The organism is Amycolatopsis sp. NPDC104819, from assembly GCF_055583145.1.
Map to the genome: position 1 here is coordinate 19,159 of NZ_JBVJON010000010.1, position 24,645 is coordinate 43,803.

Below are 24,645 nucleotides of genomic sequence, written 5' to 3' on the forward strand. Positions count from 1 at the left end.
TATGGTCGCGGGCATGACGATCACCCACGTGCAGTTCCTGACCCTGCCCGTCGCCGACCACGCCCGCGCGCGCGACTTCTACGTCGGCAAGCTCGGCTTCGAGGCGCTCGTCGACCGCCGCACACCCGAGGGCGGCCGGTTCGTGATGGTCGCGCCGAAGGGCGCGCAGACCGGGATCGTGCTGACCGACCAGCCGATCACCGGCATGGAGCCGGGTCCGCGGCACTTCCAGCTGCAGACCACCGACCTCGACGCCGACGTCGCCGCGCTGCGGACCGCCGGGGTCGAGGTCGCCGACCCGGACGACCGGCCGTGGGGCCGCGCGACGTCGTTCACCGACGTCGACGGCCACACCCTCGGCCTGCTGGAGCCGTCGGACTTCGGCAATGTGCCGAGCTGATGCCAGTCAACGACGACGTCTTCGCCGCCCTGGCCAGCCCGGCGCGGCGGCAGGTCCTGCGGCTGCTGCTGGACGGCCCGATGGCCGCCGGCTCGATCGCTGAGCGCTTCGCGATGGCCCGGCCCAGCCTTTCGGAACACCTTCGGGTGCTGCGCGAGGCGGGCCTGGTCACCGAGCAGCGTCAGGGCCGCAATCGCGTCTACCGCCTGGACGCGGCCCCGCTCGAAGAAGTCGCGGACTGGCTGACGCCGTACGAGCGCTTCTGGCGGACCAAGCTCACCAACCTGCGTGACCTGCTCGACGAGGAAGAGGACCTGTGACCGACGACGACCCGACCGCCATCCACGTCGACCAGTTCCTCGCCCACCCGGCCCGCAAGGTGTGGCGCGCGCTCACCGAACCGGATCTGCTCGAGCGTTGGATAAACATGCCGAACGACATCAAACCCGTGGTGGGGCACCGGTTCGAGCTGCTGGCCGAGCCGGTGCCCGCGGCCGGGTTCGCCGGCGGGCCGGTGGCGTGCGAGGTCCTCGAGGTCGAGCCCGAGCGCAAGCTGAGCATCCGCTGGGGTCCGCAGTGGACGGTCACCTGGCGGCTCGAACCCGAGGGTGCCGGCACCCGGCTCTTCCTCAGCCACGAAGGCTTCGACCCGGACGACGAGCTCCAGCGCGTCTCGCGCCGGATCATGGGCGGCGGCTGGCGCTCCCACGTGCCACGCGCGCTGGCCCGCTTGCTGGCGACTCTGCCCGATCCAACCCCGTTACGATCGGGTGGTGAATCCCGCCGCTGAACCCGCCGAGCCGAAACCGCTGCGCGCCGACGCCCGGCGCAACCGGGCGCGCGTGCTGGAGGCGGCCGAGAGCGTGTTCGCCGCCAAGGGCACCGGGGCGCCCACCGAAGAGGTCGCCCGCGCCGCCGGGGTCGGCATCGGCACCGTCTTCCGGCACTTCCCGACCAAGGAAGCCCTGCTCGAAGCGGTGCTGGTCGCGCGGCTGCGCCGGTTCGTCGACGAGGCCGAAGCCGTCGTCGCGGCCGACTCGGCGGACCCCGGTGACGCGTTTTTCGCCTTCCTGACCAGCTGGATCGAGATGTCCAGCGCCAAGAACGCCTACTTCGAAGCGCTCACCGCGGCCGGGGTGACCGTGCCGGTCTCGAAGTCCGACATCGGCGCCCGGCTGCTCGAATCCCTCGGGGTGCTGCTGTCACGAGCGCAGGACGCCGGCGCGGTGCGCAAGGACCTCGTCGTCGGCGAGCTGATCACCGTGATCATCGGGGTCGCGAAAGCCGCCGAATACGCCAAGGACGCGCACCTGCGCGACCGGGCCGTGACGATCCTGTTCGACGGCCTCCGCCCGTCAGCGGGGGACCGGCGCTGAGCCGACCGGCTCCAGCGTCGGGCGCTTCGCGGTGAGTGTGTCCCCGGAGGACTCACCCTTGACGCGCCGCCGCACCCACGGCAACGCGTGTTCGCGCGCCCAGTGCAGGTTCTGGCTGCGACGCTCGGCCGGGCTCAGCACCACCCGCGGCGCCGGCTCCGGGTTGGTCAGCGAGTGCTCGACGCCGAGGACACGCAGGACCTCGATGGCGACCTCGGTGTGGCCGAGCGCGTTGAGGTGCAGGCGGTCCGGCGCCCAGAACCGCCGGTCGCAGAGCTGCCGCATCGACCACAGGTCCACCAGCAGCGCGTCGTGCCGGGCCGCGATCCCGCGCACGAGCTCGTTGTAGATCGCCACCCGGCCGCGGATCGCGCGGAACAGCGGGTCCTCGACCCCGTCGACGCCGGTGAACAGGATCAGGCGGGCGCCGGTCGCGCGGATCCGGGCGACCGCGGCCTCGTAGTCGACGAGCAGCGCGTCGATGTCGACCTTGGGCCGCATCAGGTCGTTCCCGCCGGCGTAGAGGGAGACGAGGTCGGGTTCCAGCGCCAGCGCCGGCTCCAGCTGCTCGGCGAGCACCTGCGGCAGGAGCTTGCCGCGGATGGCGAGGTTGGCGTACCGGAAGCCCGGCTCGCGCGCGGCGAGCTGTTCGGCGGTGCGGTCGGCCCAGCCGCGCACGCCGTTCGGGGCGGCCGGGTCGTCGTCCCCGACGCCTTCGGTGAACGAGTCCCCCACCACCACTAAGCGCTTGCTCATGTCTGCAGTCTAAGCAGGCGCCCGCGGAAAAAGGATCACACCCCTGGGCCCCGGGTGGATTACGGTGACGGGCATGGCCGATGTTCGTGTGGGTGTGGTGTTCCGTCCGCAGTCGCCGCCGGAGGAGCTGCGGGAGACCGTGATCGCGGCCGACCGGGCCGGCATCGACGAGCTCTGGCTGTGGGAGGACTGCTTCCGCGAAGGCGGCCTCACGACGTCCGCGGCCGCGCTGGCGTGGAGCGAACGCCTGACGGTCGGGATCGGGCTGCTGCCGGTGCCGCTGCGCAACCCGGCGCTCGCCGCGATGGAGATCGCGACGCTGGCGCGGATGTTCCCCGGGCGGTTCGTCCCGGCGGTCGGGCACGGCGTGCTCGACTGGATGGCGCAGGTCGGCGCCCGGGCCGCGTCCCCGATGACGTTGCTGCGCGAGCACACCGACGCCGTCCGGCGGCTGCTGCACGGCGAGCCCCTCAGCGTGACCGGGCGATACGTGCAGCTCGACAACGTGGCGCTGGACTGGCCGCCGGAGCAGGTGCCCCCGCTGGTCGTCGGCGCGCGCGGGCCGAAGACGGTCGCCCTGGCGGGCGAGGTCGGCGACGGCGTGCTCCTGGACTCCTTTCTGGTCACCCCGGAATACGTCGCTTCGGAGACTGCTCGAGCCACCGAGGCGGCAGAGGCCGTTGGCCGGCCGGCGCCGCAGGTCATCGTCTTCACGGAGATCGAACCGAACGTGCCCGCCCTCGGCGACCGCGCCCGCGACCTGATCGCCGAGCTGGCCGCCGCCGGCGCGACGTCCGTGATCTTGCAGTGCCCTTCCGACCACCCCGACCCGGGTCCGCTGATCGCCGCCCTGGGCCGCTGACGGCGACCGTGGGCAAATCCGTCACCACATCGCTGCTGGACATCGCGTACGAAGAGTCGGGTTCGCCGGAGGGCGTCCCGGTCGTGCTGCTGCACGGCTTCCCGTACGACGTCCGCAGCTACGACGAGGTCGCCGCCGGGCTCCCCGACGCCCGGGTGCTGGTGCCGTACCTGCGTGGCTTCGGCGGCACGCGGTTCCGCTCGGCGGAGACGCCCCGCTCCGGCCAGCAGGCCGCGCTCGCCCAGGACCTGCTGGACTTTCTCGACGCCCTCGGCGTCGAGCGGGCCGTCGTCGGCGGTTACGACTGGGGCGGCCGCGCGGCGTGCCTGCTCGCCGCGTTGTGGCCCGAGCGGGTGCGCGGGCTGGTGTCGGTCGACGGTTACAACGTCCAGCTCCTCGCCCACGCGGGCGAACCGGCGCCGCCGGAGTGGGAGCGGACCTACTGGTACCAGTACTACTTCCACGCCGAGCGTGGCCGCCGCGGGCTGGAGCGCAACCGTGAAGAGCTGTGCGAACTGCTGTGGCGCACCTGGTCCCCGACGTGGGCGGGTGCGACGGAGGCGTTCCGCGCGAGCGCGGCGAGCCTGCACAACCCGGACTTCGTCGACGTCGTGATCCACTCCTACCGCCACCGTTTCGGCCTGGCCGAGGGCGATCCCCGCTATGACCGGCTGGAGGAGCTGATCGCGCGGGAGCCGCGGATCACCGTGCCGACGGTGGTGCTGGAACCCGGCGCCGACGGCATCGGCGGTCCCAGCGCGGCCGAGGACCGTGAGTACTTCACCGGCCCGTACGAGCACCGTGTGGTGCCGGACGTCGGGCACAACGTGCCGCAGGAAGCTCCCGAGGTGTTCGCGGAAGCGGTGCGCGCACTGCTCTGACGTTCCGCCGCAGCATGACGGCCCACGACATGATCGCCGGCTGGTACGAGACGACGTTCGCCGAGGGCGAGCCCACCCCGACGGTCCTCGAGTGGCGGGCGAGAAAACTTCCGCGGAGTTGTCGAATCCGGCCCACCCCGGTTGACGCCCTCACAAGAGCGCGGACCACACCGAGGGAGCTGAGCAGCGATGGCGAAGGAATTCGAAGTCGGTTTCGAGGGCACGCTGACCGCCACGGCGGAAGACTGCTGGCGGGCGATCACCGTCGACGCGGGGAGCTGGTCGTGGCCCGTCTCGTACGAGCCGCGGGTCGGCGGCCGGGAGTCCGGGCTGACCATCCACGGCGGGGAGGTCACCGTCTGGCAGCCGGGCGAGCACTTCGCCACCCGCTGCGAACGGGACGGCTGGTTCAACCAGCTCGACTACACCTTCGCCCGCCGGGACACCGGGACGCACCTGAAGTTCGTGCACCGCGGGGTCTTCCTCGAAGACTGCGACAACAACTACGACGCCTGCCGGCAGCACACCGCGTTCTACTACCACTCGCTCGGCGAGTACCTCACGCACTTCGCCGGCCGCACCGCCACCTATGCGATGACCGAGGCGCCCGCGGTGTCCGCGGCGGCCGACGGCTTCACCAACCTGACCAAGGCGCTCGGTGTGCCCGAAGGCGTCCGGGTCGGGGATCCCGTGTCCGTGCGAGGCACCGCGGGGGTTGTCGACTACACCACGCCGAACTTCCTCGGGGTCCGGACCGCGGACGCGCTCGTCCGCTTCTACGGCCGCAACGCCTTCGGCTGGCCGATCGGCGTCGGGCGGCACCACTTCGCCACTGTCGACGTCGAGGCGGAGGAACGCGCCTGGGCGGCGTGGCTGGCGGAGGTCTTCGCCTAAGCGGTCAGCTGCCGCGCCCGGTGCTCGGCGACGTGGACCCGAGTCGCGCAGCGCGTCGAGCAGAACCGGCGGCGGCCGTTGCGCGAGGTGTCGACGTACGCCGTCTCACAGTCTTCGCGGCCGCAGATGCCGAGGCGGTCCGGGGCTTCGCAGACGAGGTGCGCGAGGCCGCCCGCGGTGTAGGCGCGGACCCGGCCGACCGGCCCGGCGTCCTCGGCCGAGTAGTGCAGGTGGGGCGGCTTGCCGTCGTGGGTCGTGATGTACGGCCGGCACGCCGCCTCGGTGAGCAGGCCGTTGACCAGGTCGGGCCGCTGCGCGGGCTCGGCGGCGAACACCGGGCGCAGCCGCCGGGCCCACGCGGCGATCCGGGCCGCCTCGTCGTCGTCGAGCGCCGGGATGGACATGCCGTTGCGGACCATCCCCGCCAGCAGCTCGCTCGCGGAGCCCGCGTTCACCAGGTCGGCGGCCACCAGCGCGGCCGGCCCGCCGTAAGGGTTGAAGTGCATAAAGCCATTACACCACGATCGGGGTATGCCCACGAACCGTTGCCCCCGCTGCGGCTGGCCGCTCGCCGAACTGCCGGCGACCGCGGCCCGGCCGGCCACCCACCGCCTCGACTACGTGCGCTGCGTCTGCGGCAGCTGGCTGGCCCGGCTCGACGGCGAAGTCGTCGGCGCCACCCGGGACCGGCTCACCCGGTGAGGCCGCTCAGAGGTCGAGCACACCCGCGGCGTTGTCGTCCCACTGGTCGACGCGGCGGATGTACTCGTACAGCGCCCGGCTGCCGCGCACCCAGCGCCCCTGGTCGGCGATCGCGAGGTCGTCGGCGCCCGCCCGGCGGGCCTCGGTGGCGAACCCGGAGCGCAACGAGTGCCCGGTCACCGGGTACGGCAGGTCCGCCCGGACACCGGCCCGGGTGAGGATCTGGTTGACGCCGGTGGTGCTCAGCGCGGGCTCGCCGACGTTGCCGTGCCGGTCGACCCGGCGGAACGCGGGCCCCTCGGTGATGCCCGCACCGGAGCGCCACGCGAGCCACGCCCGCACCGGGTCGGTGTCGGGGTTCTCACGGCGCGGGACGACCATGTCCCCGGTGCTCTTGCCGTGCCGCACAGTCACCGACAGACCCCGGTCGTCGACCCGCTCGACGTCGGTGACCAGCAGGTTCGCCAGATCCGAGCACCGCGCGGCGATGGGGAACCCGATCAGCAGCATCGCCCGGTCGCGGGCCCCGGCGAGGGTGTCGGGACACGCGCGCGACATGGCCCGCAGATCGGTGAGGGTCACCATCGTGGCCTTGCCGCGGCCGCGCTGGATGCCGTCCCGGGCGAGCCGCTGCCGGTAGCCCTTCAGCGCCCGCCACGCGGCCCGGCTCGCTTCGGGGTCGACGACGACCTTGTGGTGACGCAGCCCAGCGAGGGCGCCGGTCAGCCGTCGTTCGATCGTCGACGGCGCCGCCGGGGCGGCCCGTTCCGGCACCTCGGCGACGGCGCGTTCGTCCGGCCGCAGCGTCCGCCCGCGCTCCAGCCACACGACGAACCCGGTCAGCGCGCCGATCGACGCTGCCAGCGGCGGGATCCCGGCTTCGGCGGTGTAGTCCTGCCACACCTGCCAGTCCTGGGCGTAGGCCTTGAGCGTGTTCGGCGGCCGCTGCCCGTCGACGTGGCGGGCCGCGGCCTCGTCCAGCAACGCCAGCCGGTCCTGCGGGCTCGCGGCGGCCAAGACCGCGTCGGTCACCGGTTCCAGGTCGGGCACGCGCCGAGGTTAGTGGATGATTCGTCCGGGACGCTGTCGATCCGGCCGGGCGCCGTTCGTGTCAGCGGTGAACGCACCGACCGGCGAAGGAGACGACGTGAAGCAGTACCTGCTCAGCATCTACCAGCCCGACGGCCCGACCCCGCCGCCGGACGTGCTCGACGAGGTGACCAAGAAGCTCGACGCGCTGAACGCCGACCTCCAGGCCGCCGGGGCCTGGGTGTTCGCCGGCGGCCTACACCCGCCGTCGAGCGCCACCGTGCTGCGGGCCGCCGACGGCGACACGCTCGTCACCGACGGCCCCTTCACCGAGGGCCGCGAACACCTCGGCGGGTTCACGATCATCACCGCGCCCGACCTCGACGCGGCCCTGGCCTGGGGCAGCCGTCTCGCCGACGCCGTCGCCCCGCTGCCGGTCGAGGTGCGGCCGTTCAGCGGATGAGCGTCGAGGAGGTCTTCGCCGCGGAGTACGGCCGCGCGGTGTCGGTCCTCGTGCGGGTGTTCGGCAGCATCGACATCGCCGAGGAAGCCGTCCAGGACGCGTTCGCCGAGGCGGTCCGGCGCTGGCCGGCCGCCGGGCTCCCGCCGAGCCCGGCCGGCTGGATCATCACCACCGCCCGCAACCGCGCCGTCGACCGCCTGCGCCGGGAAGCCGCTCGCGAAGACAAACACGCCCAGGCCGCCTTGCTGCACCTGGAATCCGAGCCCGTCGAGGAGGGCGCCGTGCCCGACGAACGGCTCCGGCTGATCTTCACCTGCTGCCACCCCGCGCTGGCCCGGTCCAGCCAGGTCGCGCTGACGCTGCGGCTGCTCGGCGGCCTGACCACCACCGAGATCGCGGCGGCGTTCCTGGTCGCCGAGCCCACGATGGCCCAGCGGATCGTCCGCGCGAAGAACAAGATCCGCGACGCCGGCATCCCGTACCGCGTCCCGCGAGACGCCGACCTGCCCGCCCGGCTGGCGGCGGTGCTCGCGGTGCTGTACCTGATCTTCACCGAGGGGTACACGGCCAGCGCGGGGGAGGACCTGGTCCGCGACGACCTGTGCCACGAGGCGATCCGGCTCACCCGCGTCCTGGCCGGGCTGATGCCGGACGAGCCGGAGGTCTGGGGCCTGCTCGCGCTGATGCTGCTCGTCCACGCCCGCCGCGCCACCCGCACCACCGCCGACGGCGACCTCGTCCTGCTCGCCGACCAGGACCGCACGCGCTGGGACCCCGCGCTGATCGGCGAGGGCCAGGAGATCGTCCGGCGCTGCCTGCGCCGCAACCAGCCGGGCCCGTACCAGATCCAGGCGGCGATCCAGGCCGTCCACAGCGACGCGCCCACGGACTGGACGCAGGTCAAGGCGCTCTACGACCAGCTCCTGGCCGCCACACCGACCCCGGTGGTGGCGCTGAACCGGGCGGTCGCGGTCGCCGAGGTCGACGGTCCCGCCGCGGCGCTGGACCTGCTCGACGGCCTCGACCTCGAGGGTTTCCCGCTGTACCACGCGATTCGCGCGGATCTGCTGGCTCGCCTGGGCCGCACCGAGGACGCGGCTTCGGCGTACCGGCGCGCGATCGAGCTGACCCGCAACCGCGCGGAGCGGGAACTGCTGGAGCGCAAGCTGGCGCTCCTGAGCTGAGGGTCAGCCCGCGGCGAACGCGTCGATCTCGACGCGGAACCGCGGGTCCACCAGGCCGCGCACCTGCACCAGCGAACACGCCGGCAACCGGTCCGGGTCCAGGTACTCGTCGCGCACCGCGCGGAACGCCGGCAGGTCGGCGAGATCGGTGAGGAAGACCGTCAGCTTCACGATCCGGTCGAGCCCGGAGCCGGCCGCGGCGAGCGCGGTCGCGAGGTTCTCGAACACCTGCCGCACCTGCGCGTCCGCGGCGTCCCCGGCGAACTCCCCGGCGCCGCTGACCGGAACCTGACCGGAAACCGCGACGAGCGGCCCGTCGAAGGTCACGACGTGGCTGTATCCGTTCACCGGGGGCAGCCCGTCCGGTCGCACCAGGTATTCCGCCATGGGTTTCCTCCCCTTCTCGATCTCCCCACCGTATCGCCGCACGACCAACGCACACGAACGGGGTGGCGGCAAGCGAAAATCCGTTCACCCGACCGGCGGTGTCTCGGCAACGAGAAGGCCTCATAAGGTGGGGAAGCTTGACAGGGGAGATCAAGTCACTTCGGCATGTATTCCATGGGGGAATCGTTGTCACATTCACGCAGCCGTGATTTCGCGCGCCAGCAAAGCGCTTACGCCGCGGCGGACAACAGGGAAACAATCGGGGAAATCGAAACCGACGACCGCGGGGTGGCCGATCTGGTCGCCGCGCACGTCGGGATCCGGCCGGGCGCGCTCGCGGTGGCCGAGCCCCGCGGCGGCGAGCGGCTGACGTACGCGCAGCTGTGGGAACGCTCCGGCTGGCTCGCCGCCGAGCTCGCCGCGGCCGGGATCGCGCGGGGTGACCTGGTCGCCGTCGACTCGCCGCGGTCCGCGGACCTCGTCGTGGCACTGCTGGGCGTGATCCGCGCCGGCGCCGCCTACCTGCCGCTGGACGCGCAGGCGCCGGCGGACCGCGTCACCGGCATCCTCGCCGAGTCCGGCGCCCGCGCCGTCGTCTGCGGAGCGGGCGGCAGCCGGGTTCCCGCCGGTGCGGCCCAAGTCGTCAGGATCCCGCGCCACGCACCGGAAACAGCCGTCCCGGACGTGCACGCGGGCGGAAACGACCCGGTCTACGTCACGTTCACCTCGGGCTCGACCGGCCGCCCGAAGGGTGTGGTCATCCCGCACCGCGCCGTCGTACGGCTCGTAGTGGCGCCGAACTACTGCCCGGTCGGCCCCGGCGACCGCGTCGCCAACACGTGCAACCCGGCCTTCGACGTCACCACCTCCGAGCTCTGGGGCGCGCTCGCGGCGGGCGCCACCGTGGTCCCCTTCCCGGACCTGACCGGGCTGGGCATGGCGGCCTGGCTGGACCTGCTCCCCGGCGAAGACATCACCACGATGTTCCTGACGACCTCGCTGTTCCACACGGTCGCCTGGGACCGGCCGGCCGCGTTCGCCACCCTGCGCGACCTGGTCGTCGGCGGGGAACAGCTCGACCTGGCCGCGGTCCGGCGGACTCTCGCGGCCGGCCCGCCGCAGCGGCTGGTCAACGGCTACGGGCCGACCGAAGGCACGTCGTTCGCCACCTACTTCGAGTGCACCGAGGACAGCGTGCGCGACGTCGAGCGCGTCCCGATCGGCCACGCGCTGCAGGACACCGAGCTGTTCGTGCTGGACGACGTGCTGCAGGCGGTCGCGCCGGGCACGGTCGGCGAACTGTGCCTCGGCGGCCCCCGCATCGCCACCGGCTATCTGCACCGGCCCGAGCTGACCGCCGAGCGGTTCACCGTCGAGCCGGTCAGCGGCACCCGGATCTACCGCACCGGCGACCTGGTGCGGCGCCTGCCGTCCGGCGCGCTGGAGATGCTCGGCAGGCGTGACCGGCAGGTGAAGCTGCGCGGGTTCCGCATCGAGCTCGAGGAGATCGAACGGGCGATCACCGCCACCGGCCTGGTCGACGCCGGCTTCGTCGAGAAGACCGGGGACGGCCCGACCGAGCAGCTCGTGGCCTTCGTGCTGCCCCCGCGCTCGGCGCCGGAGCCGGACACGCTGCCGATCCGGCTGGCGGAGCTGCTGCACGACCGCCTCCCGGGGTACATGGTCCCGAGCCGGTGGCTCGTGCTCGACACGCTCCCGGTCGGGCCCACCGGCAAGGCCGATCGGGCCGCGATGGCCGCGCTGCTGGCCACCCCGGCGGCGCGCGAAGAGAGCGGCGACTGGGCCGACGAGGCCTTCACCCCGGTGCGCGCGATCGTCGAGGAAATGCTCGGCGTGCCTGCACTGTCCCCTTCGGACAATTTCGTGGAGCTGGGCGGCAATTCGATTCTGGCGGTTCGCATCGCCCACCGCGTGCGCGAACGCCTGTCACTTCCGGTTCACCCCGGCGACGTGTTGCGCGCCGAATCGATGGCGCAGTTCGCCGAACGCGTCAGCGTGCTGGAAGCACAACCCGCCTGAACCGCACCTTCCGCATTCCGGCGCGATTCCCGCGCCCACATTCCGGAGGAACTCCGTTCATGACGAACGAATCCGACCTGTCCACGCACGCCGTTTCGGCCACCCAGGAGAGCCTGTGGCTGGTCGATTCGGTGGCCCGCCGGGCCGGGGCGCCGGTGTACCACGAACCGCTGGCGTTCCGGATCACCGGCGACCTCGACCCGGCCCTGCTGCGCACGGCGCTCGCCGAGGTCGTCGCGCGGCACGAGACCCTGCGCACGTCGTTCTCCAGCACGTCCTCGGGACTGCACGCGACCGTGCACGCCACCGCCCCGGACGTGCTCTCGGTCGTCGACCTGCGCGACGAGCCGGCCGAGGCGGCCCGCGCCCGGGGTGACGAGCTGCTCGCGGCGGACTACCGCCGCCCGTTCGACCTGGCCACCGGCCCGCTGGTCCGCGCGGTCTGCGTGCTGCTGCCCGGGGCGGAGGCCCTGTTCGGGCTGACCCTGCACCACCTCGCCACCGACGGCTGGAGCAACACCGTCGTCGTCGACGAGCTGGGCCGCCACTACCGGTCCCTGGCCGCGACCGGGGAACCGGCCACGCTGCCGCCGCTGAAGACCCGGTTCGCCGAGCACGTGCGCCGCGAACAGGAGGCGGGCGAGGCCGGCGCGTACGGCGAAGCGATCGAGCACTGGCGCAAGGCCCTGCGCGACGGCCCGGAGCTGCTGCGCCTGCCGCTGGACTTCCCGCGCCCGGCGACGCAGACCTTCGCCGGCTCCGGGACGACCCTGCAGGTGCCGCGGGCGGAGCTGGCACCGGCGCTCGAGCGGTGCCGCGCGGCGTGCCGCAGCACGGACTTCACCGTCCTGCTGGCGGCGTACGCGCTGCTGCTGCACCGCTACAGCGGCCAGGACGAGGTCACCGTCGGCACGACGGTGCTCAACCGGCCCAGCGAAGCCGACCTCGACGTCGTGGGCTGCTTCGTCAACACCGCCGCGCTGCCGGTCCGCGTCGACGAGGGCATGACCTTCCGCGAACTGCTCGCTCACACCGGCGAGACCGCGGGCGCGGTGCTCGACCACGGCCACGTGCCCTACCCCCGGGTGCTGGAGAACCTCGACGTCCGGCGCGACCCCAGCCACAACCCGGTGTTCCAGACCATGCTCACCGTGCTGGGACGCCGCCCGGAGCCGGCGCTCGGCGACGGTCTCACCGTCCGGCGCCACGAGATCCGCCGAGCCGCGGCGAAGTTCGAAATCCTGCTCTACGTCGCCGAGACCGAGGACGGGTTCGAGCTCGAAGCCGAGTACGACACCGGGCTCTTCACCGCATCGACCGTCGAGCGCCTGCTGCGCCACTACGTCCGGCTGCTGACCGCCCTGCCGGACCACCTCGACACCGCCGTCTCCGACATCCCCTTCCTGCCCGACGAGGAACGCACGCAGATCCTCGACGGCTGGAACGCCACCGAGCGCGACTACCCGTGGACGACGGTCGTCGACGCGTTCGAGGCGCAGGCGCGCACGACCCCCGACGCGATCGCGGTGGACTACGCCGGGCGCACGCTGACCTACCGCGAGCTGGACCGCTTCACCAACCGGCTCGCCCGCCGCATCCTCGACCGCCGGGCCGGCGCCGAGGCCCCGTTCGTCGGTGTCTACCTCGACCGTTCCCTCGAGATGGTCGCCGCGCTGGTGGCGATCGTGAAGGCCGGCTGCGCGTACGTGCCGATCGATCCGGAGTACCCGGCCGACCGGGTCGCCTTCATGATCGAGGACTCGGCCCCGTCGCTCGTGCTCACCCAGGAGCACCACCGCGCGCGGCTGGCCGGCGGCGCGGCGCAGGTGCTGGTCGTCTCCGCCGACGAAGAGCTGCCGGAGGACGACGCGCCCGTCGAACGGCACCTCACCGGCGACTCGCCGGTCTACATGATCTACACGTCCGGGTCGACCGGCCGCCCCAAGGGCGTGGTCAACCGGCACGTGTCGCTGTTCAACCGGCTCTACTGGATGCAGGAGGAGTACGGGCTGACCGGCGAGGACCGGGTCCTGCAGAAGACGCCGTTCAGCTTCGACGTCTCGGTGTGGGAGTTCTTCTGGCCGCTCATGTTCGGCGCCCGGATCGTCGTCGCGAAGCCGGGCGGCCACAAGGACACCGACTACCTGAAGCGGCTCATCGCCGACCGCGGGGTCACCACCGTCCACTTCATCCCGTCCATCCTCAACGTCTTCCTCGAAGAGGAGGAGCTGGCCGCGCACTGCGGCTCGCTGCGCCGGGTGATCTGCAGCGGGGAGGCTCTGCCGTTCGCGGCCGTCGAGAAGTTCGAGCGCCTGCTGTCCTGCGGGCTGCACAACCTCTACGGCCCGACCGAAGCCGCCATCGACGTGTCGTACTGGCCGTGCACCACGGACTACCCGGGTTCGGTCGTGCCGATCGGCCGGCCGATCGCGAACGTGCGGCTCTACGTCCTCGACCGCAGCGGCGGACTTGCCCCGATCGGGGTGCCGGGCGAGCTGTGCATCGGCGGGATCGGCGTGGCCGCGGGGTACCACAACCGTGACGAGCTCACCGCCGAGAAGTTCGTCCCGGACCCGTACGGCACCACGCCCGGCGCCCGGATGTACCGCACCGGCGACCTCGCCCGGTTCCTGCCCGACGGGCAGCTGCAGTACCTCGGCCGGATCGACAACCAGATCAAGCTGCGCGGCGTGCGGATCGAGCCCGAGGAGATCGCGGCGGCGCTGCTGGAGCTGCCGGGGGTCCGGGACGCCACGGTCGTGCTGCGGGAGTTCGGCGCGAGCCGGGCCCTGGTCGGGTACGTCGTGGCCGACGAACCCTTCGACCCCGCGGCCGCCAAGGAGGTCCTGGCCGGGCGGCTGCCGGAGTTCATGGTCCCGCAGGCGGTCGTGGTGCTGCCGGCGCTGCCCACGACGGCGAACGGCAAGCTCGACCGCAAGGCGCTCCCGGACCCGCGCGTGCTCACCGCGCCCGCCGAAGAGCCCGCCGAGCCGCCCGCGACCGACCGCGAGCGCGAGCTGGTCGCTGTCTGGGCCGAAGTCCTCGGCTCGGACACGATCGGGGTCGAGGCGAACTTCTTCCGCCACGGCGGCGACTCGATCCTCAGCATCCGGGTGACCGCGCTGCTGCGGGAGCGCGGCTACCCGGTGCAGGTCCACGACCTGTTCGCCCATCCCACGATCCGGCAGCTGGCGAAGGTCCTCGAACCCGCCGGGGTGGCCCCGGCGGAGAACACGGCGCCGTTCTCGCTCGTCGGCCCGGCCGACCGCGCGGCCCTGCCCGCCGACGTCGTCGACGCCTGGCCGTTGACCACGTTGCAGGCCGGGATGATCTACCACACGATGCGGCACGAGGACTCGCCCGTCTACCACGACGTCTTCACCTACGAGCTGAGCGGCGACGTGCGGCCCGAGCTGCTGCGCCAGGCCATCGCGGAGGTCGTGGACCGGCACCCGCAGCTGCGCTCCGGCATCGACCTCGCCACCTTCGGCGAACCGCTGCAGCTGGTGCGCGTGGGAACGGCCCCGGCCGAGATCACCGACCTGACCGGCCACCCCGCTGCAGAGCAGGACACCGCCGTCGCCCAGTGGGCGGCGCGGGAACGGCAGCGGCCGTTCGACCTCGTCGCCGGGCCGCTGGTGCGGTTCGCCGTCCACGTCCGCTCGGACTCGGCCGCGACACTCGGGCTCTCGTTTCACCACGCCGTGCTCGACGGCTGGAGCGTGGCACTGGTCGTCGACGAGATCCGCGGCCGGTGCGCGGAGCTCGCGGCGGGCACCGGGACCGTGCTCCCGCCCGAGCCGGGTTCGTACGCCACTTTCGTCGACCTGGAACGCAAGGCGGTCGCCGATCCCGCGCACCAGGCGCACTGGGCCGGCCTCGCGGCCGGGGTGACGCCGACCCTGCTGTCCACTGTGGACGTCACCGACGGCGTGGCCGGAACCGCGACGGCCGGCCGGATCGTGCCCGTCGAGCTGGAGCGGGCCGTCGACACCTTCGCCGCCGGCCTCGGCGTGCCGGTCAAAAGCGCCCACCTGGCCACCCACCTGACCGTGCTGGCCCGGCTGACCGGGCGGAACGCGGTGGTGACCGGACTGGTCTCGGCCGGGCGGCCGGAGACCACCGGCGGCGCCGAGCAGGCCGGGCTGTTCCTCAACACCCTGCCGTTCCCGCTCCGGCTGCGGGCCGAAAGCCGGGCGGCGCTGACCCACCGGGTGCTGGCCGCCGAGCAGGCTTCCCTGCCGTTCCGGCGGTTCCCGCTGGCGGAGATCCAGCGGCTCGCCGGCGGCACCGACCTGTTCGACACCGTCTTCAACTACACCGACTTCCACGTCCACGACGCCGCGGCGGCCGGGGTGCGGATCACCGGGGCGGACTACTTCGAGCAGACCAGCTTCCCGGTGGTCGTCCACGTGCACCGCGACCACTTCGCGGGCCGGCTGCGCGTGTTCGTCAACCACGACACCGCCCGCGTGCCGGCCGAGGTCGTCGAGCGCTACCTGGACGGGTACCTCTCGGCGCTGGCCGAGCTGGCCGCCGGCGACGACCGGCCGGCCGAGGACGCGGCGGGCACCGACCTGGAGCGCCGGGTCGCCGCCGTGCTCGCCGAGGCGGTCGGGGTCAGCGGCCTCGCCGGGGACGAGGACTACCTGGACCTCGGCCTGGACTCGATCTCCGCGATCCGCGTGGTGGCCCGGCTCCGCAAGATCGACCGGTCGGTGAGCATGGCCGACGTCTTCGACGCGCGGACGGCCGGCGCGCTGGCGGCCCGGCTGGGCACAGGGACGGCCGTCGCGGCGGACCAGCCGGAGCTGCGGCCGTTCGAGCTGGCCGCCGGCGTCGCCGGGGAACCGGGCGCCGCCGACGCGTACCCGGCGACCGCGCTGCAGCTGGACATGATCCGGGCGACCGACCGGGACCTGGCCCAGGCGGCCTTCCACGACGTCTTCACCTACCGGGTGCCGCTGCGGTTGCGGGAAGAGCCGCTGCGCGCGGCGCTGCGGCGGACGCTCAACGCGCACGAGGTGTTCCGGACGTCCTTCCGGCTGGACCACACCCCGGCGCTGCAGGTGGTGCACGACTCCGTCGAGCCGCGCCTGGACGTGGTCGAGGACGCCGACGCCTGGTTCGAAGCCGAACGGGCCCGCGGGTTCGCCTGGGCGGAGCCGGGACTGATCCGGTTCGCCGCGCAGCCGGCCGGGGAGGCGGAGTTCCGGCTCGCCCTCGGGTTCCACCACGCGATCCTCGACGGCTGGAGCCTGTCGCTGTTCGTCCGCGAGCTCGTCACCGCGTACCGGGCGGAACTGGCCGGGGAGCCGATGACCGCGACGAGCCCGCCGCCGGTGCGCTTCCGCGAGCACGTCCGCGCCGAGCTGACGGCGGCGGCGTCACCGGAAAGCCGTGACTTCTGGACCGGTCTGCTGGCCGGCGCGCCGGAGGCGACGTTCCCGGCACCGGCATCGCAGGCGACGCCGGTGCGCTGGAGCGAGGAGAAGCTGGTCATCGGCGAAGCGCGGCACCAGGCGCTGACCGCGGCGGCCGCGCGGTGCCACGTCTCGCTCAAGCACGTCCTGCTCGCGGCCCACCTGCGGGCCCTCGGGCTGCTCACCGGGCAGGACGACGTCGTGACCGGCGTGTTCACCCACGGCCGCCCGGAAACCGACCGGGCCGAGGAGATCCTCGGGATGTTCCTCAACTTCCTCCCGCTGCGGCAGGAAGTGGCCGGCCGCCCGTGGGCCGAGCTCGCCCGCGGCGCCTTCGACGCCGAACGGCGGGCCCTGCCGCACCGGCGCTTCCCGCAGGCCGCGATCCGCGCGGCGACCGGCCGGGAGCGGCTGTTCCCGGCGCTGTTCAACTACACGCGGTTCACCGCCTACCAGGGCGTGGTGACCGGCGGCCGGTGGTTCGAGCACGTCGACGTGCCGCTGCTGGTCAACGCCGGGCACGACCTCGACGGCGAGCACCTCGTGCTGACCCTCAACGCCGACGGGCGGGTGTTCCCGCCGGCTCGCCTGGCCCTCGTGGCCGAGCTCTACGACGAAGTCCTGACCACACTGGCGGCCGGTGTCCCGGCCGCGTCCCGGGGCATCACCGCCCTGCTCGGCGAGATTCGCTGACCCAGAAAGGAACAGCCATGCAGATCGGCACGTTCGACCAGGCCGACGGGTACGTGACGCACTACCGGCAGTGGGGCGCCGAGCGCGGTGACGACGTCATCGTCATGCTCCACGGCGGCATGAGCCACTCGGGCTGGCAGGCCCCGCTGGCCGAGGCGCTCGAGGGCGCCCCCGTCACGTTCGTCGCGACCGACCGCCGCGGCTCCGGGCTCAACGACGGCCGCGGTCACCTGCCCGACCGCGACCAGGCCGTCGAAGACACCGTGGAGTTCCTGCGGTCGCTCGCCGGCCGGTTCACCCGGATCCACCTGGCCGGCTGGTGCTTCGGCGCCCAGGTGGCGACCGCGGTCGCCGCGCGGGTCGCGGGGGAGGGGCTCGTCACCAGCATGCTGATGATCTCGCCCGGGTTCTTCTTCAACGAGCGCTACAGCGACGTGCTGTCCCTGTCGGTGGACGCGGCCGAAGCGGCGCCGCGCGAGCTCGGCCTCGAGCCGCCCCGCGACCGCGCCTACATCCGGGTTCCGTTGCAGCCGCGGGACTTCACGCTGCTGGAGAACTGGCACGAGTACATCCAGGCCGACGACCTGCGGCTGACCACCGTCACCGAGGCGACCGTCGCGGTGTGGGGCGAGCTGGCGGGGCTGGCCGAGAAGTCCTACCCGGGCATCGGCGACGTCCCGGTGCTGGCCGTGATCGGCCGGCACGACCGGCTCGTGGACAATGACCGCGTGGTGGAGTTCCTGACCGGCGTGCGGACGGTGACCGTCGAGTACTTCGACACCGGGCACGCGGTCCACTTCGAGCAGGCGGACAAGCTGGCGAACCTGCTGACCGGGTTCGTGGCGGCCGCCAGGTGAGCGACCCGGCGATGACGGAGGCGGTCCCGGACCGGCAGACGCGGTCCTCGTGGTGGCTGCTGCCGCTCACCCTCGCGACGTTCGCGGTGGGCACGGACAACTTCGTCATCGCCGGGCTCCTGCCCGCGATCGCGCACGACGTGGGTGTTTCGGTCTCGGCGGCGGGCCAGCTCGTCACGTTCTTCGCACTGACGTTCGCGGTGTCGGCGGCCGTGCTGGGCGCGGCGCTGAGCGGCCTCGACCGGCGAGCCGCGCTGCTGGTCGCGCTCGGCCTGTTCGTGGTGGGCAACGTGGCGACGGCGCTGGCCGGCGACTACGCCTGGATGATGGTCTGCCGGGTGCTGACCGCGATCGGCGCCGGCACGATCACGTCGACGGCATCGGGCACGGCGGTGGCCCTGAGCCCCGAGGGGCGACGCGGCTGGGTGATGTCGGTGGTGCTGGGCGGCCTCAGCGCCGCGACGACGATCGGCCTCCCGCTCGGCACGCTCATCGGCGGCGTCGACTGGCGGGTGACGTTGTTCGCGGTGGCGGGGCTCGGCCTCGTGGCGGCGGCCGGGGTGGCGCTGCAGCTGCCCCCGGTGCGCCTCCCGTCGGTGGGCCTGCGCCAGCGGCTCGCCCCGCTGCGCAACGGGTGGACGGTGCTCGTGCTGGTCACGACCGTGTTGTTGTTCAGCGGCACGTACACGGTGTACACCTACCTCGCGGCCGTGGTGACGGGCGCGACCGAAGGGGCGATCGGCCAGCTGACGCTGGTCCTCCTGGTGTTCGGCGCGGGGTGTTTCGCAGGCACGCTGGTGTCCGGACGGCTGTCGGACCGCTTCCCGCCGGAGCGGGTCGTGGTGGTGACCCTGCTGGGAGCGATCGTGGTGCTGGCGATCGGGCCGCTGGTGGTGGCCGATCTGGCGGCGACGTTGGTGTGGGTGGCGGTGTGGGGCGCGGTCGCCTCGGCGGCCACGGTGCCGCAGCAGCACAAGCTGGTGACATCGGCCCCGGCGTCGGCGCCGGTGTTGCTGGGGTTGAACTCCTCGGCGATCTATCTGGGTATCAGCTTGGGTGGCGCGGTGGGTGGGGTGCTGTTGCCGCTGGTCGGCGCCGGGCATCTGCCGTGGGCGGCGGGGCTTCTCGTGGCGGCGGCGGTGGTTCCCGCTCTTCGGCGGCCACGCCCCGTCGGCTGAGTTCGGCTGCCGGCGTGGCCGCGCTTCGGCTGTGCCCGAAGTCCCGTGGCCTCGCCCGAGTCCGGCTGTCCCGCGCTCGCGCTTTAGCTGTAGCGAAGTCCCGCGGCCGCGCCTGTCGGCTGAGTCCCGGCTGTCACCGGGAGGTGTTCGCTGAGGCTGGTGGCGGTGCCGCCGCCTTCGGTGAGCAGCAGGTCCCGCATCCACGCTGCGTGGCCTGAGTTCGACTGTCGCGGAGTAGTGCGCTCGCGCTGAGCGGAGTGCCGCGATCTCGCCCCGTCCGCTGCCTCCGGCCGCGCGCCGCACCAGGCGGCCGTCTCCCGGGTCGGGCGCGGCTCAGTCCTCGCTGAGGGCCTTCAGGCTCGCCCGGCGGGGGCTCCTAGTTTTGCACCCCGTGAATCCGCCTGAGGAAGCCATCCGGTGTTCTGAGTTGGGATATGTGACCTTATCCAAACCCAGAGTCCTTATCGTTCAGTTTCTAGTTCAAACTAGATGCTTCTAGTTCTGATTAGAAGCTTTGATAGGGTCTCGATCATGACGGAAGATGCCGGTCAGGCCCGAATCTGCGAGTACCGCCGCTGTGGAGCACCGCTGCCACCCGCAGGAGGCCGGGGGAGCCGGGCGCGGTTCTGCCAGGACGGGAAAACCTGGGGCCGCCGGAACCTCACCTGCCGCGACGCCGAAGCCGTCCTGTCGGACGCCGAGTCGCTACGAGAGAACGACACCCAACTCGACGACACCGCCGTCACCGCCCTGGCCGGCCACGTCGACCGGGTGCTCGAACCAGCACAAGGACTCGTCGAGACGCTCACAACGCTGCGCCACCAGCTCGAAGCGACCACCGCCACCGCGCTCGCCGAGCGGGACGCAGCCTTGGCCGAAGCCGACGACCACCGCCGTCAGCGAGGTCTCGCCGAAGCCGAATCCACGCAAGCCCGGGAGACCGCCGAAGAAGCCTCCTCGGCCGCAGCCGCCGCGGAGAAAGAGAAGGCCGTCGCCATCCGGGAGCGAGACGCCGCCCGCGGCGCTCAGCGAGAGGCACTCCACGAGCGTCAGCGCGCCGAAGGCCAACTGGCCGCGATCCGCGACGAGCTGGCGCGGGTCACCGAACGAGCCGAGGCGACCGCGACCCTCGCGGGCGAGCGAGCCTCGACGATCGCCACGTTGACCGCGGAGCTCACGGCCACCCGCGCCGCCGTCGACGAGGAACGCCATCGCGGTCAAGCCGCCGCGACCAGGGCCGAGACCGCCGAAGCCCGCGCCGAAACAGCTGCCGGACGGCTCGACGCGGCCCGCGAAGAGCTGACCAAGGCAGCAGCTGCCCACCAAACGGCACAGGAACGAGTCCGGAACGACACCGACCGCCTGCGCGCCGGGTTCGACCAGCGGCTGGCCGAGCTGCAGGCGACCCACGAGCAGACGGTCCGGTCCATGCACGAAACCACCACGAACCTCGGCGCCGAGCTCCGCGCCGCCCTCACCCGCGCCGACACCGCCGAACACACCCTGACCAGGGTCTTCACCGTGCTCAAGGAAACGCCGGACCTCCCCGACGCCGTCACCGCAATGGTTAAGTAGTTACTTGACTATCGAGAAGCCGCAGCATAACTTAAGTACATGGTTGACCATGACCTGGACCTGGTGTTCCGCGCCCTGGGTGACCGCACCCGGCGGGCGCTGGTGGAGCGGCTCGTACGCGGTCCGGCGTCGGTCAGTGCGCTGGCCGAGCCGCTGACCATGTCGCTCGCCGCCGTCGTTCAGCACCTCCAGGTGCTGGAAGCCGCCGGGATCGTGCGGTCGGAGAAGACCGGCCGCGTCCGGACCTGCCGGATCGAACCGGACCTGCTGCGCGCCGGCGAGCACTGGCTGGGGCGGCAGCGCACCACCTGGGAAAGCAAGCTCGACCGGCTCGGCGACCTCCTGGCCGAGCCGCCTGAGGAAGGGAGCACGACATGAGCGTCATCCACACCACCTTCACCCTCGAACGGACCTACCCGGTGACCCCGGAGCGCGTGTTCGCCGCCTGGGCGGACCCGGCGGCGAAGGAGGCCTGGTTCGTCTCCGAGGGGACGCACGAGCTGGACTTCCGCGTCGGCGGCGAGGAGACCATCAACGGGCTCACCCCGGACGGCGGCGTCTTGGCCCTCGTCTCGACCTACCACGACATCGTGCCCGGACGGCGGATCGTCTACGCCTCCACGCTCAGCGGCGGCGGCAAACTGGCCACGCTGTCGACGACCACCGTCGAGCTGGCCGACGAAGGCGACGGCACCCGGCTGACCCTGACCGAGCAGGGCACCTTCCTCGACGGCGCGGAGAAGCCGGAGTGGCGTGAGCAGGGCACCGGCGACTGGCTCGACCGGCTGGGCGAAGCGCTGAAATGACCGTTCACGCCGTCCGGTACTGCTGGGGACTGACGCCGAACTCGCGTTTGAAGGCCGCGCTGAGCGCGAACGCGCTGCCGTAGCCGACCTGGTGGGCGACCGAGCCGATCGTGGCGTCCGGTTGCTGGCGCAGCAGATCCGCGGCGAGCGCGAGCCGCCAGCCGGCGAGGTAGGCCATCGGCGTCTCGCCGACGGTGACGGCGAACCGCCGGGCCAGCGCGGCCCGGGAGACCCCGGTGTTGGCGGCGAGCTTCGCGACCGTCCACGGTTCGGCGGGCTGGTGCTGCAGCAGCCGCAACGCCTGGCCGACGACCGGGTCGTCGTGGGCGCGGTACCAGGCGGGCGCGCTGGTGTCCGGCCGGTCGAACCAGGTCCGCAACGCGGCGATCAGCAGCAGGTCGAGCAGCCGGTCCAGGACGGCTTCCTGGCCCGGCACGTCCTTGCCGATCTCACCGGCGAGCAGCCCGACCAGCGGCGTCGGCCAGTCGTCCGCGCGCAGCACGATCAGCACCGGCAGCGCCGCGAGGAGCCGTTTGCTGAGCTCGCCTTCCATGCCGTAAGTGCCGGTGAGCAGCACGACCGGCCCGTCGGTGCCGTGGCCCCAGGTCCGGACACCGAGGTCGGCGTAGTCGGTGAGGTGCCCGCCGTCGGGGGTGCGGCACTCCTGGCCGGGCAGGATGATCGCCTGCGGCGGCGTCGCAGGGTGGTCGGCGACGAGGTACGGGTCCGGGCCGCGCGCGATCGCGACGTCGCCTTCGCGCATCAGGACGGCTTCACCGCCGTCGGGCACGATCCACGCTTCGCCGCGGACGACGGAGACGACGGTCAGGGGCGCCTCGTCCTCGATGTGCAGCGCCCACGGTGGCGTCAGCACCGAGCGGAGCAGGAACGCGCCGTGGGCGCGGGGGCCGTCGAGGAGCGCGGCGAGCGGATCCATGCTGCCGAGTGTAGACGATGAAACATGCAATCAAGGCTTTGAACTATGGAGAGTCTCACTCGGAGCCGGTTGACTCACTGCCATGACAACAACGAACTTCCTGGTGGTGGGCGGCACCGGCAAGACCGGGCGCCGCGTGGCGGACCGGCTGCGGGAGCACGGCCTGCCGGTGCGGATCACGTCGCGGCGCGGCGCGCCGCCGTTCGACTGGAGTGTCCGCGAGACCTGGGCACCGGCCCTCGACGGGGTCGGCTCGGTCTACCTGACCTACTACCCCGACCTGGTGGTGCCCGGCGCGGCCGGCGACATCCGCGCGTTCACCGAGCTCGCCGTCGCCCAAGGGGTGCGGCACGTGGTGCTGCTCTCGGGCCGCGGCGAGGAAGAAGCCGAGGCGTGCGAACGGATCGTGGCCGACGCGGGCACCGGCTGGACGGTCCTGCGGTGCAGCTGGTTCGCGCAGAACTTCAGCGAGCACTTCCTGCTCGACGCGGTGCGCGGCGGGGAGATCGCGCTGCCGGCGGGCACGGTGACCGAGCCGTTCGTCGACGTCCGCGACATCGCCGACGTCGCGGTGAAGGTGCTGACCGAGCCCGGGCACACGGGACGGCTCTACGAGCTGACCGGGCCGCGGCTGCTGAGCTTCGCCGACGCCGCCGCGGACATTTCGGCCGCATCCGGGCGGTATGTCCGCTATGTTCCGGTTTCCGCCGAGGACTACGCCGCCGCGGCCGTCGGGTACGGCGTCCCGGAGGACGAGGTGGGAGCGCTCACCGAGCTGTTCGCCCGGGTGCTCGACGGGCGCAACGAGTCGGTGACGCACGACGTGGCGAAGGTGCTGGGCCGCCCGGCGACGGATTTCGCCGAGTTCGCCCGGGACGCGGCGGCCACCGGGGTCTGGGCGCGGTGAAGGGGAAGGAGAGCTCGATGTCCACTGTGGTGCTGGTGGCCGCGCTGGTCGCGGCCGGGTTGATCGCGGGGTTGTTCTACGCCTACGCCTGCTCCGTGATGCCGGGGCTCGCCCGCGGCGACGACAAGACGTTCGTGGAGGCGATGCGGGGCATCAACGTCGCGATCGTCAACCCGGTCTTCATGCTGACGTTCCTGGGCGCGCCGGTGCTGGCCGGCGTCGCGGTGTTCGTCAACCTGGGGTCGCGGCCGTTGCCGTGGATCATCGCCGGGTTCGTGTTCCTGCTGGCGATGGTCGTGATCACCGGGGTGGTGAACATCCCGCTCAACAACGCGCTGGAGAGCGGCGGTGACGACTACGCCGCGGTGCGGGCGGCGTTCGAGGCGGTCTGGGTGCGCTGGAACGTCATCCGCGCCCTGGTGAGCACGGCGGGCTTCGGCTGCCTGGTCGCCGCCGTGCTCACCCGGAGCTGATCAGTCGGCGAGGCGGAACAGCAGGTCGGTGACCCACTGGGTGGGGTCGGGCTGGTCGAGGGGGTTGGTGCGCAGGACTTCCAGGCGGCCACCCCATTCCTCGCCGTCGGGGCCTTCGGTGACGTCCCACGTGAGGCCTTCGGCCGCGCCCCAGGCCAGGACCTCCGCGGTGGCGGCGGCCAGGCCGTCGGGCGCGCCGACGTAGGTCTCGAGGACGTACTTGCCGGCCGGGACCTTACCGAGGAAGGCGGGTTCCTCCGGGGTGAAATCACCCTCGATCGGGACGCCGGCCTCGACGGTGAACCGCATGCCGGGGTGCAGCACGCGGTAGCGGAAGAACGGCGCTCCGGCAGGCACGACCCCGTGGCCGGCGAGGGCGCCGATCAGCGGGGGCAGCCGGTCGGCGATGCGCGGGAACTGCTCGATCCCCAGCGTCGCGCGTTCGGCGACGTAGCGCTGGGCGGGTCGGTCCACTGTGGACGGCATCAGGCGGGCTCCTCGGGGACGAACATCGGGCGCACCTCGATGCTGCCGTAGCCGGCGGCGGGGTGCTTGGCGGCGAGCTCGAGAGCTTCGTCGAGGTCGTCGCAGTCGAGGATGACGAACCCGCCGATCTGTTCCTTGGCTTCGGTGAACGGCCCGTCGGTGAGCAGGACCTCGCCGTCGCGGACCCGGATCGTGGTGGCTTCCGACGGCGGGCGCAGTCCTCCGCCGCCGCGGATCTTGCCGCGGCGGGCCAGGTCTTCACTCCAGCCGCCGCACCCGTCGTCCTGGTGTTCTTCGGCGGTCTCGTCGCCGGCGATGATCAGCAGGTACTGCATG

Annotated in this window: 26 protein-coding genes; 19 read left to right on the forward strand and 7 right to left on the reverse strand. The window is 72.6% G+C overall.

Annotated elements, in window-relative coordinates:
* The first annotated feature begins 13 nt into the window (after positions 1–13).
* From ACZ63E_RS30055 to ACZ63E_RS30070, 4 genes are read left to right on the forward strand one after another with little or no spacing between them, the layout of a single operon-like run.
* The gene (locus ACZ63E_RS30055) at positions 14–400 is read left to right on the forward strand and encodes a VOC family protein (RefSeq protein WP_465339489.1); all 387 of its coding nucleotides are present in this window, start codon (positions 14–16) and stop codon (positions 398–400) included.
* On the forward strand, positions 400–720 hold the full coding sequence (locus ACZ63E_RS30060) for a metalloregulator ArsR/SmtB family transcription factor (protein WP_465339490.1): 321 nt from the start codon (positions 400–402) through the stop codon (positions 718–720). Before ACZ63E_RS30055 ends, ACZ63E_RS30060 begins: the two co-directional genes overlap by 1 nt.
* Positions 717–1,190, forward strand: a complete 474-nt coding sequence (locus ACZ63E_RS30065; protein ID WP_465339491.1) for an SRPBCC family protein — start codon at positions 717–719, stop codon at positions 1,188–1,190. Before ACZ63E_RS30060 ends, ACZ63E_RS30065 begins: the two co-directional genes overlap by 4 nt.
* Entirely contained in the window at positions 1,174–1,776 is a 603-nt protein-coding gene (locus tag ACZ63E_RS30070; protein ID WP_465339492.1) for a TetR/AcrR family transcriptional regulator, read from the forward strand. Before ACZ63E_RS30065 ends, ACZ63E_RS30070 begins: the two co-directional genes overlap by 17 nt.
* On the opposite strand, the gene ACZ63E_RS30075 is transcribed toward ACZ63E_RS30070, so the two are convergent.
* Entirely contained in the window at positions 1,756–2,532 is a 777-nt protein-coding gene (locus ACZ63E_RS30075; RefSeq protein WP_465339493.1) for an SGNH/GDSL hydrolase family protein, read from the reverse strand. The genes ACZ63E_RS30070 and ACZ63E_RS30075 overlap by 21 nt on opposite strands.
* Before the next feature lie 73 nt (positions 2,533–2,605).
* Here ACZ63E_RS30075 and ACZ63E_RS30080 point away from each other — a divergent pair, with 73 nt between their 5' ends.
* The 3 genes from ACZ63E_RS30080 (at position 2,606) to ACZ63E_RS30090 (ending at position 5,169) form a co-directional block, all read left to right on the forward strand.
* On the forward strand, positions 2,606–3,394 hold the full coding sequence (locus tag ACZ63E_RS30080) for an LLM class flavin-dependent oxidoreductase (RefSeq protein ID WP_465339494.1): 789 nt from the start codon (positions 2,606–2,608) through the stop codon (positions 3,392–3,394).
* A gap of 8 nt (positions 3,395–3,402) precedes the next feature.
* Complete coding sequence (locus ACZ63E_RS30085) at positions 3,403–4,275, forward strand: alpha/beta fold hydrolase (RefSeq protein WP_465339495.1); 873 nt, start codon at positions 3,403–3,405, stop codon at positions 4,273–4,275.
* Between the two features lie 189 nt (positions 4,276–4,464).
* The gene (locus tag ACZ63E_RS30090) at positions 4,465–5,169 is read left to right on the forward strand and encodes an SRPBCC family protein (protein WP_465339496.1); all 705 of its coding nucleotides are present in this window, start codon (positions 4,465–4,467) and stop codon (positions 5,167–5,169) included.
* On the opposite strand, the gene ACZ63E_RS30095 is transcribed toward ACZ63E_RS30090, so the two are convergent.
* Positions 5,166–5,675, reverse strand: coding sequence for a CGNR zinc finger domain-containing protein (locus tag ACZ63E_RS30095; RefSeq protein WP_465304923.1), 510 nt, complete (start codon positions 5,673–5,675; stop codon positions 5,166–5,168). The genes ACZ63E_RS30090 and ACZ63E_RS30095 overlap by 4 nt on opposite strands.
* 25 nt (positions 5,676–5,700) lie before the next feature.
* Here ACZ63E_RS30095 and ACZ63E_RS30100 point away from each other — a divergent pair, with 25 nt between their 5' ends.
* Positions 5,701–5,871 carry a hypothetical protein gene (locus ACZ63E_RS30100; RefSeq protein ID WP_465304925.1) on the forward strand — a complete coding sequence of 57 codons (171 nt, stop codon included), beginning with the start codon at positions 5,701–5,703 and terminating at the stop codon, positions 5,869–5,871.
* 6 nt (positions 5,872–5,877) lie between these two features.
* Here ACZ63E_RS30100 and ACZ63E_RS30105 read toward each other — a convergent pair whose 3' ends face one another.
* Positions 5,878–6,921, reverse strand: coding sequence for a site-specific integrase (locus ACZ63E_RS30105; RefSeq protein ID WP_465339497.1), 1,044 nt, complete (start codon positions 6,919–6,921; stop codon positions 5,878–5,880).
* 97 nt (positions 6,922–7,018) lie between these two features.
* Here ACZ63E_RS30105 and ACZ63E_RS30110 point away from each other — a divergent pair, with 97 nt between their 5' ends.
* Positions 7,019–7,363, forward strand: coding sequence for a YciI family protein (locus tag ACZ63E_RS30110; protein WP_465339499.1), 345 nt, complete (start codon positions 7,019–7,021; stop codon positions 7,361–7,363).
* Entirely contained in the window at positions 7,360–8,547 is a 1,188-nt protein-coding gene (locus ACZ63E_RS30115; RefSeq protein ID WP_465339501.1) for an RNA polymerase sigma factor, read from the forward strand. Before ACZ63E_RS30110 ends, ACZ63E_RS30115 begins: the two co-directional genes overlap by 4 nt.
* A 3-nt stretch (positions 8,548–8,550) precedes the next feature.
* Here the strand turns inward: ACZ63E_RS30115 and ACZ63E_RS30120 are convergent, their stop codons facing one another.
* A complete protein-coding gene (locus ACZ63E_RS30120) occupies positions 8,551–8,934 on the reverse strand; it encodes a RidA family protein (protein WP_465339502.1) in 384 nt (127 codons plus the stop codon).
* A 288-nt stretch (positions 8,935–9,222) separates the two neighbouring features.
* Between ACZ63E_RS30120 and ACZ63E_RS30125 the strand changes: the two genes are divergently transcribed.
* The 7 genes from ACZ63E_RS30125 (at position 9,223) to ACZ63E_RS30155 (ending at position 21,506) form a co-directional block, all read left to right on the forward strand.
* Positions 9,223–10,974, forward strand: coding sequence for a non-ribosomal peptide synthetase (locus ACZ63E_RS30125; RefSeq protein WP_465339503.1), 1,752 nt, complete (start codon positions 9,223–9,225; stop codon positions 10,972–10,974).
* 59 nt (positions 10,975–11,033) lie between these two features.
* On the forward strand, positions 11,034–17,090 hold the full coding sequence (locus tag ACZ63E_RS30130) for an amino acid adenylation domain-containing protein (RefSeq protein WP_465339505.1): 6,057 nt from the start codon (positions 11,034–11,036) through the stop codon (positions 17,088–17,090).
* A 17-nt stretch (positions 17,091–17,107) separates the two neighbouring features.
* Complete coding sequence (locus ACZ63E_RS30135) at positions 17,108–17,947, forward strand: alpha/beta fold hydrolase (protein WP_465339507.1); 840 nt, start codon at positions 17,108–17,110, stop codon at positions 17,945–17,947.
* Positions 17,948–17,958: 11 nt separating this feature from the next.
* Positions 17,959–19,125: an MFS transporter gene (locus tag ACZ63E_RS30140; protein ID WP_465339508.1), complete on the forward strand. Its 1,167-nt coding sequence runs from the start codon at positions 17,959–17,961 to the stop codon at positions 19,123–19,125.
* Between the two features lie 531 nt (positions 19,126–19,656).
* On the forward strand, positions 19,657–20,700 hold the full coding sequence (locus tag ACZ63E_RS30145) for a hypothetical protein (protein WP_465339510.1): 1,044 nt from the start codon (positions 19,657–19,659) through the stop codon (positions 20,698–20,700).
* 39 nt (positions 20,701–20,739) lie between these two features.
* Positions 20,740–21,078, forward strand: coding sequence for an ArsR/SmtB family transcription factor (locus ACZ63E_RS30150; protein WP_465339511.1), 339 nt, complete (start codon positions 20,740–20,742; stop codon positions 21,076–21,078).
* A complete protein-coding gene (locus tag ACZ63E_RS30155; RefSeq protein WP_465339513.1) occupies positions 21,075–21,506 on the forward strand; it encodes an SRPBCC family protein in 432 nt (143 codons plus the stop codon). The genes ACZ63E_RS30150 and ACZ63E_RS30155 overlap by 4 nt, the downstream gene beginning before the upstream one ends.
* 4 nt (positions 21,507–21,510) lie before the next feature.
* Here ACZ63E_RS30155 and ACZ63E_RS30160 read toward each other — a convergent pair whose 3' ends face one another.
* Positions 21,511–22,443, reverse strand: a complete 933-nt coding sequence (locus tag ACZ63E_RS30160) for an AraC family transcriptional regulator (protein WP_465339514.1) — start codon at positions 22,441–22,443, stop codon at positions 21,511–21,513.
* 82 nt (positions 22,444–22,525) lie between these two features.
* Between ACZ63E_RS30160 and ACZ63E_RS30165 the strand changes: the two genes are divergently transcribed.
* On the forward strand, positions 22,526–23,350 hold the full coding sequence (locus tag ACZ63E_RS30165) for a Rossmann-fold NAD(P)-binding domain-containing protein (RefSeq protein WP_465339515.1): 825 nt from the start codon (positions 22,526–22,528) through the stop codon (positions 23,348–23,350).
* A gap of 17 nt (positions 23,351–23,367) precedes the next feature.
* Complete coding sequence (locus ACZ63E_RS30170) at positions 23,368–23,823, forward strand: anthrone oxygenase family protein (RefSeq protein ID WP_465339516.1); 456 nt, start codon at positions 23,368–23,370, stop codon at positions 23,821–23,823.
* Here the strand turns inward: ACZ63E_RS30170 and ACZ63E_RS30175 are convergent, their stop codons facing one another.
* Together ACZ63E_RS30175 and ACZ63E_RS30180 are read right to left on the reverse strand one after the other, a co-directional pair.
* Positions 23,824–24,309, reverse strand: coding sequence for a GyrI-like domain-containing protein (locus tag ACZ63E_RS30175; RefSeq protein ID WP_465339518.1), 486 nt, complete (start codon positions 24,307–24,309; stop codon positions 23,824–23,826).
* Positions 24,309–24,644: a YciI family protein gene (locus tag ACZ63E_RS30180; RefSeq protein WP_465339519.1), complete on the reverse strand. Its 336-nt coding sequence runs from the start codon at positions 24,642–24,644 to the stop codon at positions 24,309–24,311. Before ACZ63E_RS30180 ends, ACZ63E_RS30175 begins: the two co-directional genes overlap by 1 nt.
* Position 24,645 lies beyond the last annotated feature (1 nt).

What these genes read in the sequence shown, in the direction of transcription:
- ACZ63E_RS30055 (WP_465339489.1), top strand. Translation starts at nt 14, where the DNA reads ATGACGATCACCCACGTGCAGTTCCTGACCCTGCCCGTCGCCGACCAC.
- ACZ63E_RS30060 (WP_465339490.1), top strand. Translation starts at nt 400, where the DNA reads ATGCCAGTCAACGACGACGTCTTCGCCGCCCTGGCCAGCCCGGCGCGG.
- ACZ63E_RS30075 (WP_465339493.1), bottom strand. Translation starts at nt 2,532, where the DNA reads ATGAGCAAGCGCTTAGTGGTGGTGGGGGACTCGTTCACCGAAGGCGTC.
- ACZ63E_RS30080 (WP_465339494.1), top strand. Translation starts at nt 2,606, where the DNA reads ATGGCCGATGTTCGTGTGGGTGTGGTGTTCCGTCCGCAGTCGCCGCCG.
- ACZ63E_RS30090 (WP_465339496.1), top strand. Translation starts at nt 4,465, where the DNA reads ATGGCGAAGGAATTCGAAGTCGGTTTCGAGGGCACGCTGACCGCCACG.
- ACZ63E_RS30095 (WP_465304923.1), bottom strand. Translation starts at nt 5,675, where the DNA reads ATGCACTTCAACCCTTACGGCGGGCCGGCCGCGCTGGTGGCCGCCGAC.
- ACZ63E_RS30100 (WP_465304925.1), top strand. Translation starts at nt 5,701, where the DNA reads ATGCCCACGAACCGTTGCCCCCGCTGCGGCTGGCCGCTCGCCGAACTG.
- ACZ63E_RS30115 (WP_465339501.1), top strand. Translation starts at nt 7,360, where the DNA reads ATGAGCGTCGAGGAGGTCTTCGCCGCGGAGTACGGCCGCGCGGTGTCG.
- ACZ63E_RS30120 (WP_465339502.1), bottom strand. Translation starts at nt 8,934, where the DNA reads ATGGCGGAATACCTGGTGCGACCGGACGGGCTGCCCCCGGTGAACGGA.
- ACZ63E_RS30130 (WP_465339505.1), top strand. Translation starts at nt 11,034, where the DNA reads ATGACGAACGAATCCGACCTGTCCACGCACGCCGTTTCGGCCACCCAG.
- ACZ63E_RS30135 (WP_465339507.1), top strand. Translation starts at nt 17,108, where the DNA reads ATGCAGATCGGCACGTTCGACCAGGCCGACGGGTACGTGACGCACTAC.
- ACZ63E_RS30140 (WP_465339508.1), top strand. Translation starts at nt 17,959, where the DNA reads ATGACGGAGGCGGTCCCGGACCGGCAGACGCGGTCCTCGTGGTGGCTG.
- ACZ63E_RS30145 (WP_465339510.1), top strand. Translation starts at nt 19,657, where the DNA reads ATGACGGAAGATGCCGGTCAGGCCCGAATCTGCGAGTACCGCCGCTGT.
- ACZ63E_RS30150 (WP_465339511.1), top strand. Translation starts at nt 20,740, where the DNA reads ATGGTTGACCATGACCTGGACCTGGTGTTCCGCGCCCTGGGTGACCGC.
- ACZ63E_RS30155 (WP_465339513.1), top strand. Translation starts at nt 21,075, where the DNA reads ATGAGCGTCATCCACACCACCTTCACCCTCGAACGGACCTACCCGGTG.
- ACZ63E_RS30160 (WP_465339514.1), bottom strand. Translation starts at nt 22,443, where the DNA reads ATGGATCCGCTCGCCGCGCTCCTCGACGGCCCCCGCGCCCACGGCGCG.
- ACZ63E_RS30165 (WP_465339515.1), top strand. Translation starts at nt 22,526, where the DNA reads ATGACAACAACGAACTTCCTGGTGGTGGGCGGCACCGGCAAGACCGGG.
- ACZ63E_RS30170 (WP_465339516.1), top strand. Translation starts at nt 23,368, where the DNA reads ATGTCCACTGTGGTGCTGGTGGCCGCGCTGGTCGCGGCCGGGTTGATC.
- ACZ63E_RS30175 (WP_465339518.1), bottom strand. Translation starts at nt 24,309, where the DNA reads ATGCCGTCCACAGTGGACCGACCCGCCCAGCGCTACGTCGCCGAACGC.
- ACZ63E_RS30180 (WP_465339519.1), bottom strand. Translation starts at nt 24,644, where the DNA reads ATGCAGTACCTGCTGATCATCGCCGGCGACGAGACCGCCGAAGAACAC.